The following is a 15,432-nucleotide window of genomic DNA, read 5'->3' as shown; positions in this document are numbered from 1 at the left end:
GATTTCAGCGACAATGACCGAACGTCAGTTCTACGACTACATGCTTTTCGCCGGCTTCGTTTCCGCCTTAATCGTCTTCTGCTTTCTGTTGTTCTTCACGGCGCCATACGGACGCCACGTCCGCACGGGCTGGGGACCGACAGTGCCGAATCGACTTGGCTGGATCCTCATGGAAACGCCCGCGGTCCTGTCGATTCTCTACTTCTGCCTCTCGGCGCGCAGTAGCGCGCTTGGTATCGCCTGGATACTGCTCGCGATTTGGCAAACGCACTATCTCTACCGCACCTACGTTTTCCCGTTTCTGCTCCACACACGCGGTAAACGTATGCCCCTGACCATCGTTCTCTCAGGCGTGACATTTAACGTATTCAATGGTTATCTCAACGGCCGCCACCTGGCTTGGGCGACGGAATCGTACTTCGTCGCGTGGCTTACGGACCCGCGGTTCGTCGCCGGACTTTTGGTGTTTGCGTGCGGTCTTGCGATCAACATCCAGTCTGACCGAATCCTAATAGCCCTCCGCAAGGACCGTGAATCCGGCTACTCGATTCCACGCGGCGGCCTCTACCGCTGGATTTCCTGCCCAAACTATTTCGGCGAATGTATCGAATGGTGCGGATGGGCATTGTTGACGTGGTCCCCAGCGGGCCTGGTGTTCGCCGTGTGGACTGCCGCCAATCTCGTGCCCCGCGCCCTCTCGAACCACCGCTGGTATCGGGAACAGTTCGCGGAGTATCCCCCGGATCGAAAAGCCATAATTCCGTTCGTCCTGTGACCCGGCGATATTGACAAACCCGCCCGGGCCTGCTTTCATGGGAGTGCAAGGCTGGGCTGGAGTCTCCCGAACCATGGCTTCCCGGGTACAGGTGCACGGTATCGACGTACTCGACGGTTACATCGCGCGTACGCGCGAATTCATGAACGATTGGCTCAAATTCAACCAGCTTCTCGGCGCGTACACGACACCGGGCGTAAACAAACTCCAACTTGAAACCTACTTCCTGCAACTGAAAAGCAAGCTTGCCCGCGACCACCGCGTCCTCAGCGATCGGCTCGGCCCCGACTGCAAGTTCACCGTCGACGTCATCAACATCGTTTCCAGTGCGACGAGCCTGGAGAACATCTACGCACAATCCGAGGTCGCCGTCCGCAAACTCCAAAGCGAGTGGCACCGCTCGTTCATTACGGTCAACGAAACGCTCGGCAATCTGGAGGACAAACACAAGCGCGCCGAAGCGGGCGAACGTGTCAACGTCGGTGGTATCTGGATTCAGTCGAAGGTCAAGAAGCCCTTACCGTGGCGGACCATTTTGAAGTATGCGGGAACTGCGGCCGCGCTTGTCGTCATCGTCTTTTCCATTTACGTCATGCGGAACTTTCTCGGCTTCTGGGCGCCAAAAGCCGGCGAAGGCATAGCGGTCAGCGCCGCCATGACCGACGAAGAGCGGGTTCGCGTCATGATCAACACGATGAAGGCGGCGACGGAAGCGGGCGACATTGACACCATGATGACGGCATTCTCGGATAACTTCGCTTTCGAACAAGGTGGAAAGACCGAAGTACGAGCGTTGTTGAAAGCGTACGAGCTGCAAGGGGGATTCAAGGGATCGATTCTCGACACCTCGCAAGCGAAAATCGAATTCGACGGCGATAAAGTGAAGTTCGCCCCTGTCCAATTCATCGGGCCAAACGATCAGACGGCGCTCACCGTCATCGCCGAACGCAACGGCGAACGCTGGCTTATCACGGGAATGGGCGGACTCTAACGCGCCAAATCGACGCTCGTATCGACATGGCGGCGAAACTCGCGCTTGTTGAGTTCAAAGTCCTGCGGGATGAGGGTCGGATAGGCATTATTGAAGCATGCCAGGCAGAACTGGTCTTTGCGCATGCCCGTCGCGTCAACCATCCCATCAATCGTCTGGAACTTCAGCGTATCCACACCGAGGAAGTCGCGCATCATCTCCACGGTCATCTTCGCGGCAATGAGCTTTTCCTTCTGCGGCGTATCGATGCCGTAGTAACACCCATTGATGATTGGCGGGCAACTGATGCGGAAATGAATCTCCTTCACGCCGCATTTGCGCAACATCTTGATAATCTTCTTTGAGGTTGTGCCTCGAACGATGCTGTCGTCCACCAGAACGATTCTCTTGCCCTGTACCGCGGACCGCGCGGGATTGAGTTTGATCTTCACGCCGAAATCGCGAATTTGCTGATCCGGCTCGATAAACGTCCGGCCAACATAGTGGTTGCGAATGAATCCCATGTCGAACGGTATACCGGATTCATGCGAATACCCCAGCGCCACCTGGTTCGACGAATCGGGGACGGCCATTACAAGGTCCGCTTCCACCTGGTCTTCCTTGGCGAGGTTGCGCCCAAGCTGCTTGCGGACTTCGTCCACGCTGCGACCAAACACTACGCTGTCCGGGCGTGCGACGTACACGTACTCGAAAATGCACGGGTGCGGTGTAACGCGCTCGAAGGGCTGAACGGACCGGATTCCGGAGCGATCGATAACCAGAATTTCGCCCGGTTCGACATCCCGGACGTATTCGGCGTCAATAATGTCGAGCGCGCAGGTCTCGCTCGCGAGTACGTACGCGCTGCCCAGCTTGCCCAATACCAGCGGGCGGAATCCATGCGGGTCCCGCGCCGCGACGATTTCTTCGCCATTCGTCGCAAGAATCGAATACGCGCCAACCACTTTGTGCAGCGCGTCGATTACGCAGTCCACGAAAGACGCCTCACGCGACTTGGCGATCAAGTGGATGATGACTTCCGTGTCCGAAGTCGCCTGGAAGATATGCCCGTCCGCCTCGAGTTCGTCGCGCAATACAGACGCATTTGTCAGGTTGCCGTTGTGGCACAATGCAACCGAACCGTACCGGTAGGACCGCATGAAGGGCTGTACGTTTTCGAGCACACTCGTGCCGAACGTCGAATACCGCACATGCCCTATCGCGATGTCGCCTTTCAGCGGCTTCAGACGGTGTGGCTTAAATACATCGGCGACCAAACCCACGCCGCGATGCCCAATCAACTGCCCATTGTCCGACGCGACGATTCCGGCGCCCTCCTGGCCCCGGTGCTGCAACGCATACAGGCCAAGGTACGTCAAGGTCGCCGCATCCGGGTGACCAAACACGCCGAACACGCCGCACTCCTCGCGCACGTGATCGCCGTCGGGATGGTGCTCCGATTCGTCCGGGTCAGCGTCGATCTGCGACATCAAAAGTCCCTCTTGCCGGTAAGCAATCGATAGGCCTCGACATACTTTTCGCGCGTCCGAAGCGCCACTGCTTCGGGCAACGCCGGTTGCGGCGAGTTCTTGTCCCAGTCCGTCGTCTCCAGCCAGTCACGCACAAACTGCTTGTCGTAACTGGGCTGGCCGCGCCCCGGATCGTACTGATCCGCGGGCCAAAAGCGTGACGAATCCGGCGTCAGAATCTCGTCCGCCAGCACGAGTGTATCACCCCTCGTGCCAAACTCGAACTTAGTATCGCACAGAATGATACCCCGGGACGCAGCGTACTCGCGTCCACGCGAATACACGGCAATCGCCGCCGACGACGCGCGATCGCACCAGTTCTTCCCGATCGCTTCCGCCGCTTCGCCGGGCGAGATATTGATGTCGTGCCCGGATTCCGCCTTGGTAGCCGGAGTGAAAATGGGCGTATCCAACCTGCTCGATTCAACAAGCCCCGCCGGCAACTTAATTCCGCAGACGGTGCCGCGCTCACGGTATTCCTTCCATCCGCTGCCCGCAAGGTATCCGCGCACAACAAACTCGACGGGAAACATCTTGCACTTGCGCACGAGCATCGACCGCCCCTCGAACTGTTCGGGGTACGCGCGGAATTCCGGCGGGAAGTCGGCGATGTCCGCGGAGATGAGGTGGTTTTCAACGAGGTCGCTCATCATTTCAAACCAGAAAAGCGACATCTGCGTAAGTATCTTGCCTTTGTCGGGAATTCCTACCGGATTAACCCAGTCGAACGCGGAAATTCGGTCGGTCGCCACGATAAGCAACCGGTCGCCCAGATCATAAATGTCGCGTACCTTACCTCTCGCGCTGGGCGCGCGTTCCGGGATGTTCGTTTCACAAAGTGCATTCGACATCATTGCGGTACTCGCGTCTCCTTTCGAACGTTCACTCGACTGGCTCAGAACCATTGAATTCAGAAAAATGTCCCTTGCAAGTGTGCCCGGTTCACTTCGAGCAAATCGTCCAAGAGCGCCCGGCACCCCGCGGCGTCCGGTGTCAGGGGATGTTCGAGCAACGCCTGGAATGCCGTCTCCCGATTGCCGGTGACCGCCGCCTGCACGGTGAGCGATTCGTAGGCCTTGATGTTTTGCATCAAACCGCGAATCACGGGGGCGGGCGCCTGCTGCGGAATCGCCTTTGCCCCGTCCTTCCCGATGACGGACGGCACCTCGACGGACGCATCGTCGTCGAATGTCGGTATCGCGCCGTTGTTGCGCGTGCAGATGATCTGCGTATTCCTGGTATCGTTTTCGATCGCGTCGATCAAGTAAAACGCTGCGGTCGAGTAGTGCGCGCCGCCGCGCTTGGACAACTCCGGTGGTTTTTCGTTCAATTCCTTTTGCTTGTACTTCTCGAAGAGGCTTGCCTCGATTTCGACGACTTCCTCCCCGCGCGTCTTATCTTTCCGCTTTATCTTTGCCAGGGCCGCGTCGGTTGCGTAAAAGTACTGAAGGTATCCGTTAAGAAACATGCGCAGACTGCGCATGGCCGCGCGCATGCTCTCGCAGATCGCCGGGTCGTCCCATTCCTCGTGCGCCACCTCGATAAGCTTATCGAGCACTTCTTCCGTGCGGTCTTTCCCGTCCACCTCAAAATGCCGAATCCACGAAAGGTGGTTGAGCCCGACGTAGTCGAGCTGTACGGTTTCCATCTTGCATCCAAGGTGTTTTACCACTTCCATCACGATGCCGATGGGGATATTGCACAATCCAAAGCTCGTAACCTTGCTGTGCTTGATAAGCGCCTCGGTCACGATACCCGACGGGTTGGTAAAGTTCACCAAATATCCGCCGGGCGCCAGTCCCTCCATCGCCCGCGCAATATCGAGTATTCGGGGAATGGTCCGCAATGCGCAGCAAAACCCACCGACACCGGTCGTCTCCTGGCCGATGATGTTATGGCGCAAACCAAGCTTTTCGTCTTCGATGCGTGCCTGAATCCCACCGACGCGCAACTGCGTCACAACGTATTTCGCGCCCTTCACCGCCTCGCGCATGTCCGTCGTGTGATGGACCGTGAAGGGGCTTCCGTGCCGCTCCGACATGCGCCGAGCCAGACCTGCCGTGATTTCCAACCGTTCGAGGTTCGGGTCCATCATCCAGACTTCGGTCACAGGGATGCGGTCCAACCGCTCGAACAAACCGTCAACCAGCTCCGGCGTATAGGAACTACCGCCGCCAATAACTGCAAGTTTCATGAACCGAAAGGGACCTCCGCGGAACTGCCATCCGACTCGGCCGGACAAATCGTTTCGAGGCAGGATTCCGACCGCGTACCCACCGGTTGGCGCACCGGCGGCACGCCGAAAGTTTACGGAGGGCGCATCAATAATTCAAATCGATTGTGCGATTGGGACGGGTCGTGACTCGCCTTGCCGAGCACGAGTTACCCGAAGAAACACCGCCGCACCCGCGCAATACACTGCCAGGCTGATCAACAAGACCGTGGAGAATCCAAGTTCCATCGCGGCAACTATCGCGCCCACGGATGCGAACACGCCCGCCGCGCCGTTAATCCCCCATGCCCACGGTGTAAGGTGCGGCGAAATCGCCTCGATAACGCGCAGCCCGGTCGGAAACGGCATGCCCATGAAAAACGCGAGCGGCGCAACAAGCAGCGCGGCGATGACATTGCGCACCAACACGTCTTGCCCCAGCCAATACGGCAACAACTCCGCCGTGAGGAACTGCAATGCCACCGCCAGACCCGCGATCGCCGCTACGGACACCGCGACGATTCGTCGTGGCGTGGCGCGAAGCCACCCCGAGGCGAGCGATCCGCATCCCGATCCCACCAGCATCGTCGCAAGCACCGTGACTATCGCGTGTGTCGGGTGGCCCACAAACAACGTCAGCTTTTGCATCAGGACGATTTCGATGGTCATGTATCCGGCGCCGAGACAAGAAAAATAGAATGCCGCCCCCAGCGCCCGCGCGTTAACCAGCGGCGATCCGGCGCGCCGCGATACATGGAGCAGCGGCAAAAACACCAAGCCAACCAAACACACCACCGACAGGAATAGCAGCACGCCAAGCACAACATGCGCAAACGATCCCCCGCTCGCCGCCCAATGCGGCGGGGTAATCAAGAGCGATTGCCATTTGTTGGGATTGAAGAAGAATGGACGGTCATCACTGCACGGCCGCACGTCGTAAGGATATGACGCAAAATACCGTTCCTCGTCGCCTGTCTGCATCGCTCTTATGTACGCCACAGCCGGATTGAGCGCGCCCTCGTATGGCGCGGGATACCAAACGTCCCTGCCATACCGCGCCAACGCCTCCGTTGTGAGACGCAAGGCTTCAATTCCGGGGCGGTACGCGATCTTGAAGTTGCCCTGGTCTTGCAGTTCTTCCAGTACCTCGATTTCCTCGTCGGTGAACGGCTGCTTTTTCGCGAGAATGGTGCCCCAGTCGCGATCGACCAGGAGCGCGACGTGTTTCCAGGGCTCCCGCACGCCGCTTTCGCGCAGCGCGTGCAGCGTCGTGATCCCAAGGCGCAGCGTCTCGCGTGGATACCGGAATGCGTACCGGCTGATGCTGATCGCACCGTCCGGCTGTAGCACGCGTAGATACTCACGCAACGCGTCCGTCGTGTACAGGTAGTTCTCCGCCAGGGAATACGCACCCGACGCCATGGCCGCCCATGTGTCCACTCCGTTCATGTACACCAGATCGAACGTACCGTCCGGTACCCCGTTGATGTAGCTCCGCCCTTCGCCGTGGACCAATTGGACTCCCGGCGTGCTCGACAAGCGGCCGTTGTAGTCGGCGTAATCGGTCGCAGTCGCGTCGCGTATCGCGGAGTTGATTTCGACGCCAACGACGTGCGAAGCGCCGTGCTCGATCGCGTCGCGTACCTCCGTGCCGCCGCCCACGCCAATAACCACCACGCGATTCGGCTTTCGGAGCGAGTAGATTGTCCCCGAACCCAATTGACGCGTGGGGAACGGCCACGCAGCTCCTTCGGAGTATGCCAACAGCCGCGTGTAAGCGTCGCCATCGGTGAAGATCACCTTCATCGGACTGAGCTCCCCGGTGCGTCTGTTTACATGCGCAAGCCCGCCGCCCCCTAGCACGTCCACACGCCCGCCGGCCGTCCAACGGGACTGCTCGATGACCGCCTCCGGGAACCGTTGTTGGAACCACCGTAGTGTCTTGCTGGAACAAATCTGAACGTGAAAAATCGTCGATGCGGCAGGCAGCAACGCAAGCGTAGCCATAGCACACGCCGCGTGGAGGAAAGCCCATTGGCGACTGGCCCGCCAGACGTACGGAACGGCCACAACGCACATCGCCGCAGTCATTGCCAAAGCAAGGCGCTCACCCGTGTAGCCAAAAGCCGCCACGAACAACAGACACCCCGCGCCGGACCCCGCCATATTGAAGAAATAGAGCCGTGAGATGACCGCGGGATAACGCAAAAACGATGCGCCGATGGCAAGCCCTGCCGCGAAGTACGGAACCCCCAGCGCCACAAAATAGACCGCGAGCTTAAGGAGTTCGAGCGGCTGTTTCGACGCGAGAACGGCGTCGATCTCGATCTCGCCGATCAGGAGCATTCCCGCGATGTTGTTGAGCGCGAACCCCAACACCGCGCAACCGATGAGCGGCTCGGGCGGTAGCGTACGTGCCCGCCGCCAAACGGTTAAAACGCCCCCGCTTACGCTGAAACCCAGAAGCGCCACAGTTATGACGCAATACACGAAGCTGTTCCACATCGACAACGACAACAGCCGCATATGGACCAGCTGAATGCAGAGCACGGCGGCGGAACATACGAACACAATCCCGTACAACAATGTAGGGACTTTGACTACAGTGCCTTCTGCCGCGTCGCTTGACATCATAAGTGGGGAAGGGGCCCGCTTGCCTCTTGCGTCAGGGTGACTGCCAATGCTCAGGATGGCGCTAGTATGGAGATTGCGCCGGCCCGCCTCAACGTGCCAATTAAATCAAGGACTTCACGCCCACATTCGCTTTACAGATCGCACCCCTCTGGAAATTTTCGCCGTTTCCGTCTATCGTACTGACGCTCGAGGTACTGTGAATTGGGAATTGAGCGGCTGGGCATGGTTGGATTCGATCTGGCATGGGTCCTCTCGGGACTCTTCCTGATACCCTACTTGGTGTGGGGCGTATACCTGCTGCAACAGCGCCTCGTACGCGATGTCGAACTGGACCGCGCCGTCGAGCTGTTTACTGTCGTCTTCCTCATTCTGTTTTTTGGTTTCGAGTTCGCGCTGATCAAAATCTGGCTGGAAAACGACATTGTCTCGCTTGTGTTTGCCGTACTCGCACTTATCGTGTCCGGATTCGCCCTGTACGGTCCCCTGCTCATGTCCTTCGGCTCGCACCTCCTGGTGGACGTACTGATGCCGACGGGGCGGTACAATCCCCCAGCTCCGCGCTACGGAGCGGCTGAGGGTTTCGAGATGCGGGGCGATTACGAGGGCGCCGCGCGCGAATTCATCTCCATCGCCCGCAGATTCCCAAAGGAAGCCCGCGCCCCCTTGCGCGCTGCCGACAACCTTATGAAAATCGGGCGCCCGGAGGTCGCAGCCCCTTGGTTCGAAGCGGCGCTCGAGCTAATCAAGGACCCTGAAGAGTCGCTGTCAATTGTCAACCGATTGTGTGACATCTATAGCAATGAACTCAACCAACACGACGAGGCCCGCGAGGTGCTCGAAGAATATATCGAGCGCTTCCCAAACGCACCCTACGCCGATTCCGTTCGCCGCCGCATCGCCGCACTGCCAGAGCCGGTCGGCGCCGTTCATCAACCCGTCACCGAGTAACAGCCGTTCCGCCTCCGGACACCTGATCCGGGACCTCCCTCCCCCAACTAAGTCATTCGTGAATATGCCTTTAAGCAAAGTCATTCCCGGTCATCCCCTTCAGTTTTCTCGCTTTTATCCATTCCATCATTTGCCAACTTTTCCGTTTCTGGGGTAAACTTCCGTAAGAAATTCCGGGTCGGGGATTTCGCAAAGGGTTGACTACCTTGGTAGAGGGTTATTGTGCAGCCATATCGTGTCTGCGTAGCGGACGACCATGAAGAGGCAGCGTCGGTCCTGGTAGAGGGGCTGCGCCGCAACAACTATGACGCATTCGCCGTCCACACCGGCACCGAGGCTATCGAGGCCTGCGCCAGAGGTGGTGTCGATCTCATCCTGCTCGACATCTGCTTCCCGGACGTAAACGGGTACGAGGTCTGCGAGAAAATAAAATCCATGCCCGCATCACGGGACACGGTCGTCATTTTTGTCAGTGTTAAAGGGTCTCAGGAAGACATCGCCAAGGGGTATCACCTCGGCGCGGCGGACTACATCACGAAACCGTACAATCTTCCCATGGTGATGATTCGCGTCGATGCCGCCATGCGCACGAAGAACTTGCGCGACCGCCTCCGCGAACAGGAGGAATTGGTCGACTCCGTTTATACCGACCACCTCACCGGCCTGCGCAACCGGCGTTTCCTGCTCGAACGCTTGCAGGAAGAAGTCGAGGAGGCGAACCGCCACGACTACCCCGTCTCTTGCATCGTATTCGACATCGACGAAATCCATGCGCTCGACGACGAATTGGGCCCCGTTTCGCTTGACGATCTACTCGTAGAATTGGGCATGGCCCTTCGCAATTACTCGCGCACCTACGACGTTTTGGCGCGGTTCGACGGCACGATGTTCGCCGCCATCCTCCCCCATACACCGCTCGATCAAGCTACGAGGTACGCGAGCAAAATCATGTGCGAAGTGGACAGCACAACCTTTTCCGATCCCAGCTTCCCCACGGAAGTTCGCCTCAGCGCAGGCGTCGTCTCCTGCCGCAACGGCAAACAATTCGGCGCCGACTTCGTCCTCGGCGAAGCCATGCGCGGGCTCCTGCGTGCCAAAGGCCGCCCTGAAGGCGAAGACCGCCTCTGCGCGCTCAACCTGGCTGAAGCAAGTTAGCGTCAGCTATCGATCATTTTACGGTCATTCTCGCCGCCTGCCCCATCATTCCATTGCTCCCCTTAGAGGCTCTAACAATAATGACGTCTTTGCGTTTACCCCGAAGGGGTTTCGGCGCGCAGCCCACGGTTGGCCCGCCGAAGTCGCTTCGACGTAGGCGGGGCTACCCTGGGTACCAACCACCCGCATTAGGGAATGTACCCTGAGGGGGTTTCGGCATTAATGTCAGAGGCTCTTACTCCCATTGCTTTCATTCTCGCGCGCACGTAAGCAAAACAAGGGCGCGGAACCAAAACTGGTCCCGCGCCAAAACAACGACAGTTAACTTGGTTATCGTGCGTCCACCGTCACCCCCGGCCAATCGTCCGTCCGGAACGGCGACGCCGGTAGTCCAAACCCGTTGTAGAGATCGCAGATGGGATTGTCCGCCCAACCGTAGCGCACTGCCACCGGCTTCGCGACATTCGGGGACGACACAATCACATCATCACCCGCGATGCTCACATCCGCCCAGTGATAGACCTTGTCCTCGCCCGCGACAGCGAACCCGCGCAGCGGACCGCCCGCATTGTTGTTCTTCAAGCCACCGTCCGTGTCCGTAAACGTCACAACGGCTTTGTTGCCATCGACGCGAATCGATTTGTACATCGGCCCTTGATCCGGCCAGTCGTACCCGTACGCCGTCTTGAACGCCGAAAGAGCAAGCCGAAGGCCAACGTCCTGCTTGTTTTTCGGGTGGATATCCTTGGCTTCGCCGATATCGATAATCGTCGCCATTCCCGTGTTCGGCAGACCGAGCGTGCGCAGTTGCGCCTCGCGCAGTTCTGCCCACGCCGACGGTGCATTAGCGTCCTGTGTCTGCTCCATGAAGTTCGCGAGTTGCACGAAGAAGAACGGGAAATCGCCTTCGCCCCAGTTCTTCCGCCAATCCGTAATCATCGTTGGGAACAGGCTGCGATATTGATACGCGCGGGACGCGTTCGATTCGCCTTGATACCATATTGCACCCTTAATTCCATACGGAATCAGCGGCGCGATCATTGCGTTGTATAGTCCCGCCGCGCGCCACGACGAGTCCGGGCCTTGTGGCGCGCCCGGCTTCTTCGGCTCCGGCTGGTTAGCGGCCTTTGCTGCGTCGGCCGCTTTCTGCCATTCGGCCATCGCCTTGTCGAATTCGGCCTTTGCCGCGGGATAGTTCGCCAGCGCTTCTTCCCATCGTTTAAGAATTGCAGCGCAGTCTGGGTTTGCCTGAAGGCTGGCGTAACTCGTCCACGCTTCGGCGGGCGTCCCACCCCATGACGTATTAATCAGCCCGACCGGCACTTTGAGCGTTGTCGCCACTGATCGGCCAAAGTAGTACGCGACCGCGCTGAAATCGCCAATAGTTTCCGGTGAACAAACGTCCCACTTCCCTTCACATCCCTCGAGCGGCTCGCCCGATACCTTCCGCGTCACCGAGAACAGGCGAATATAGGGATGTTTTGCGTTGGCAATCTCCTGCTCCGGGTCCTTCGACTGCTTCACCGCCCACTGCATGTTCGACTGCCCCGAGCAGACCCAGACGTCACCGATCAGGATGTCTTTGATCTCCGCAGTCGAGCGGCGCGCCTTGATCCGCATCGCATACGGACCGCCGGGCTTCATCGGCTCGAGCACGGCCTTCCATTTGCCTTCCGCATCGGATTTCGACTTCGCTGTCTGCCCCGCAATCGATACGCTTACGCGCGTGTTTGGCGTGGTCGTGCCCCAGACCGGCACGTGTATGTCGCGCTGCAGGACCATGTGGTCCACGAACAGCGTCGGCATCGTAATTTCCGGCTTGCTCTTGCTCGGCGCAGGCGCGTCTGCGGCGAATGACGAACCAACCGCAAGCAGCACGGTCATAAAGAACGCAACTGTAGCCCTCATAATTTGCCCTTTCTAAAGAATCGCAATACCCCGCGCACCATTACGCCATGATCCGCCGGGACGATCAAATTCATCCCAAACCGCCGTTAGAGAGTTCCCAGTTCTCGGAAGGCAGCAATTTCAGCGGCCGAATACCCAATTTCTTGGAGTACTCCGTCCGTATCCGCGCCGAGGTTCGGCGGTGGCACGCGCACTTGTCCCAGCGTTTCAGAGAACTTAATCGGGATTCCCAACTGCTGGATTGCTCCTTCGGTAGGGTGTGCCACCGTCGTAAACATGGTTCGATGTCGTAGCTGCGGGTCGTCCATCGCCTCCTCGACGAGATGTACGGGACCCACGCACGCGTTTTTGTCCGCAAAGAAAACGTCCCATTCCGCGCGCGTTTTCGTCTTGAAGACACTTGCCAAGTCGTCGCAGATGCGATCCGCGTCGTCTATATTCAGTTGTTCGGGGATGTACTGCCCGCGGCCAATCGCAGAACACAGGTTTGCCCAGAAGTGCGGTTCAAGACAGCCGACGGTGATGTACCCGTCTTTCGCGGGATAAATCGCATAACACGGGAACTGGCCAAGCAACATGTGTTCGCCGCGCTTCGGGCTGACGCCCGTTCCGAAATACCACCCCGCAAACAACGACAACCAATAGGCCACGCCATCGGTCATCGAGATATCGACGAATTGTCCTTTGCCGGTGCTCTGTCGCGCTATCAATGCCGCGAGAATCCCAATGATCGCCATCTGCGCGCCGCCTCCGATATCGGCGACCGTCAAGCCGGGGATCGTCGGCGGCCCATCCTTCGGACCGGACAATTCGAGCGCGCCCGCGATGCCCATGTAGTTGATGTCGTGACCGGGCCGGTTCGCATACGGTCCGGTCTGACCGTAGCCAGTGATGGCGCAGTAAACGAGGCGCGGATTCACCTCCTTCAAGACGTTGTAGCCAACGCCGAGCTTATCCATCACACCCGGACGAAACCCTTCGACTAATACATCTGCGTCGCGCACCAGCCGTCTGAGAATCTCGACACCTTCGGGCGATTTCAGATTCAGGGTCATGCTGCGCTTGTTGCGGTTGAGCACAAGGTGCATGTAACTCTGGTCGCCTTTGAACGGCAGGAACTCGCGGACGTAATCCCCCCGCCCCGGCTCCTCGACCTTGATCACGTCCGCGCCAAGGTCCCCCATCAGCATCGTGCAAAACCCGCCCGGCAACAACCGGCTGCAATCGATGACCTTGATCCCGTTCAGTGGCCCGCTCATGGAATACCCCGAAGAATGGAAGTCCACAGATCGCACCGATTCTCACGGATTAGAATGCTCTACGAAACTAATCCGCGTTACTTTGCGCAATCTGCGGTTACAGATCGAATTACTTTATTGCGACGTGTTCGCTCGATGCCTTTGCGTCCAGCAGTGACGGCGGAAACGCAAGGTCCTCTTCCGCGAGGATGCCCTGTTCGAGCCAGGTGTGTCTGCCGTCGAGCACCGCGAGCGCAGTCTTGTACTTCGCGTCGTCGTCGTTATGCCACAGATCGTGGAAAATGCGGTCTGCCTTACGCCGCGCGAGCTTGCAGAACACGTCCGCCAACTCGACGGCCTTCTCCGCGTCCGCGTGTTTATGGTGCTGCATGGTGCGCGCGCGCCGAATGGCGCATGCCATCGCAAAAAGTTCCATCGCGATGTCGACCAACCGAAACAAGAACACTTGCTTGTGCTGCAATTTGGCCTTGTACACGATCATGCCGTGGAAAATCTCGCGCGCGAGTTTACGTGACCGCCGTTCAATAAACCGCATGTGCGTTTCGAGTACGCCGTATTCAAGGTGCCCGTGCGCGTCATAACGCCGCCAACTCGATCCGCCCAACCACCGCGTCGGGTACCACGTCGCATAAAACGCCGCGACTCGCGGCAGGGCCGCAAGCTTCTTGTTTGTTGGCGTTTCGGGATCGACCATCGCGCCGGCCACCTGCAAATGCTTGTCGACCGCCTCGCGCGCGATGAATAGATGCATGATCTCGCTCGCGCCCTCGAACACTTTCGTGATGCGGGAGTCGCGCATCATGCGCTCGACTCCAATCGGCTTCTCACCCCGCGCGACAAGCGACCGTTCCGTCTCATAGCCGCGACCGCCGCGAATCTGGAACGTGTTATCGACGGTTTCCCACGCTCGGCACGTGTTCCATTCTTTCGCCGCGGCCGCTTCCAGCCGAATATCGTAATTACCGCGCACGGCCATCTCCGCGGAAAGATACGCAACCGCCTCCATCGCGAAGACATTCGCGGTCATATCGGAAATCATGTGGGATATCGCCTCGTGCTTGCCGATCGGCCTCCCCCACTGCACGCGCTCGTTCGCCCACTTTCTGCAAATTTCGACGCACTTCTTCGCCGTCCCCACAGCGCCCGTAGGCACGGACAACCGCCCGACGTTGAGCACGGTCAGCGCGATCTTCAGCCCCTTACCCTCGCCGCCCACGAGATTTTCCTTCGGCACGCGCACGTTCGTGAACTGGATGACGCCATTGGCCAGCGCGCGCAGACCCATAAACCGGCAGCGGTGCGTCACCTCAACGCCGGGCCAGTCGGTCTCGACTACGAACGCGCTGATCTTTTTCGTGTCGGGATGTTTTGCCATCACAATGAGCAGTTTTGCCAACGTGCCGTTCGTACACCACAGCTTGACACCGTTCAGAATGTACGCGTCGCCCTCGGGCGTTAGCGTCGCCGTCGTCGCAAGCCGCGCCGGGTCAGAACCCACGTCCGGCTCCGTTAACGCGAACGCGGAAATGTCCCCCGCCGCACATCGCGTCAAATACGTCTGTTTCTGCTCTGGCGTCCCAAACTGCTTGATGGTCTCCGGCACGCCCACCGACTGATGCGGCGACAGCAGGCCCAACAGGTTGCCCTCGAAGCTCGCGAGCAACTCCATCAGCTTGCACCACTCGACCTTGTTCAGCCCGTGTCCGCCGTACTCCTTGGGCACGAGCAACCCGAACGCGCCCATCTCCGCGAGCGAATCAAGCACATGCTGCGGATACTCGCCCGTCTCGTCAATCTCGACCGGATCGACCTCGTTCGCGAAGAAGTCGCGCAGCTTCTCATAGACGGGCTTGAACTCCGGGCACGTCCCGTCCATGGGGTATTCGGGGAGGAGGTCGGGGCGGAAACTCCCGAGGAACAGTTCGCGCAGGAAGCTCGGCTGCCACTCCGTCTGGCGCGAATCCTCCGCAACCTTTCTGGACTCGATTTCGCTGGCATGCTGACTCATAGACGGACCCTCCCTCGGCGCAGGAGACATGACT

Annotated in this window: 11 protein-coding genes; 4 read left to right on the top strand and 7 right to left on the bottom strand. The window is 58.9% G+C overall.

Annotation, left to right across the window (positions count from 1 at the left end; all coding sequences use genetic code 11):
- The first annotated feature begins 13 nt into the window (after positions 1-13).
- Complete coding sequence (locus tag HUU46_04680) at positions 14-775, top strand: DUF1295 domain-containing protein (GenBank protein NUM52921.1); 762 nt, start codon at positions 14-16, stop codon at positions 773-775.
- 73 nt (positions 776-848) lie between these two features.
- The gene (locus HUU46_04675; protein NUM52920.1) at positions 849-1,766 is read left to right on the top strand and encodes a hypothetical protein; all 918 of its coding nucleotides are present in this window, start codon (positions 849-851) and stop codon (positions 1,764-1,766) included.
- Here the strand turns inward: HUU46_04675 and HUU46_04670 are convergent.
- The 4 genes from HUU46_04670 to HUU46_04655 all read right to left on the bottom strand — a co-directional run bounded on the left by HUU46_04670 (position 1,763) and on the right by HUU46_04655 (position 8,012).
- On the bottom strand, positions 1,763-3,235 hold the full coding sequence (locus tag HUU46_04670; GenBank protein NUM52919.1) for an amidophosphoribosyltransferase: 1,473 nt from the start codon (positions 3,233-3,235) through the stop codon (positions 1,763-1,765). The two genes, HUU46_04675 and HUU46_04670, sit on opposite strands and share 4 nt — an antisense overlap.
- Positions 3,235-4,125, bottom strand: a complete 891-nt coding sequence (locus HUU46_04665; protein ID NUM52918.1) for a phosphoribosylaminoimidazolesuccinocarboxamide synthase — start codon at positions 4,123-4,125, stop codon at positions 3,235-3,237. The genes HUU46_04670 and HUU46_04665 overlap by 1 nt, the downstream gene beginning before the upstream one ends.
- Before the next feature lie 59 nt (positions 4,126-4,184).
- Positions 4,185-5,468 carry a 6-phospho-beta-glucosidase gene (locus HUU46_04660; protein NUM52917.1) on the bottom strand — a complete coding sequence of 428 codons (1,284 nt, stop codon included), beginning with the start codon at positions 5,466-5,468 and terminating at the stop codon, positions 4,185-4,187.
- A 135-nt stretch (positions 5,469-5,603) separates the two neighbouring features.
- The gene (locus tag HUU46_04655) at positions 5,604-8,012 is read right to left on the bottom strand and encodes a methyltransferase domain-containing protein (GenBank protein ID NUM52916.1); all 2,409 of its coding nucleotides are present in this window, start codon (positions 8,010-8,012) and stop codon (positions 5,604-5,606) included.
- A 309-nt stretch (positions 8,013-8,321) separates the two neighbouring features.
- Between HUU46_04655 and HUU46_04650 the strand changes: the two genes are divergently transcribed.
- Both HUU46_04650 and HUU46_04645 read left to right on the top strand, forming a co-directional pair.
- Positions 8,322-9,068, top strand: a complete 747-nt coding sequence (locus HUU46_04650) for a tetratricopeptide repeat protein (protein NUM52915.1) — start codon at positions 8,322-8,324, stop codon at positions 9,066-9,068.
- 222 nt (positions 9,069-9,290) lie between these two features.
- Entirely contained in the window at positions 9,291-10,223 is a 933-nt protein-coding gene (locus HUU46_04645) for a diguanylate cyclase (protein ID NUM52914.1), read from the top strand.
- A gap of 330 nt (positions 10,224-10,553) precedes the next feature.
- Here the strand turns inward: HUU46_04645 and HUU46_04640 are convergent, their stop codons facing one another.
- The 3 genes from HUU46_04640 to HUU46_04630 all read right to left on the bottom strand — a co-directional run bounded on the left by HUU46_04640 (position 10,554) and on the right by HUU46_04630 (position 15,398).
- Positions 10,554-12,107, bottom strand: coding sequence for a sialate O-acetylesterase (locus HUU46_04640; GenBank protein ID NUM52913.1), 1,554 nt, complete (start codon positions 12,105-12,107; stop codon positions 10,554-10,556).
- A gap of 110 nt (positions 12,108-12,217) precedes the next feature.
- Positions 12,218-13,390: a CoA transferase gene (locus HUU46_04635; GenBank protein NUM52912.1), complete on the bottom strand. Its 1,173-nt coding sequence runs from the start codon at positions 13,388-13,390 to the stop codon at positions 12,218-12,220.
- A gap of 109 nt (positions 13,391-13,499) precedes the next feature.
- Positions 13,500-15,398 carry an acyl-CoA dehydrogenase family protein gene (locus HUU46_04630; GenBank protein ID NUM52911.1) on the bottom strand — a complete coding sequence of 633 codons (1,899 nt, stop codon included), beginning with the start codon at positions 15,396-15,398 and terminating at the stop codon, positions 13,500-13,502.
- Positions 15,399-15,432: the final 34 nt, after the last annotated feature.

Source organism: Candidatus Hydrogenedentota bacterium, assembly GCA_013359265.1.
In the GTDB taxonomy this organism is placed as follows: domain Bacteria; phylum Hydrogenedentota; class Hydrogenedentia; order Hydrogenedentales; family SLHB01; genus JABWCD01.
The sequence above is the reverse complement of the archived record's forward strand: the minus strand, read 5'-3'. Positions and strand labels throughout refer to the sequence as shown.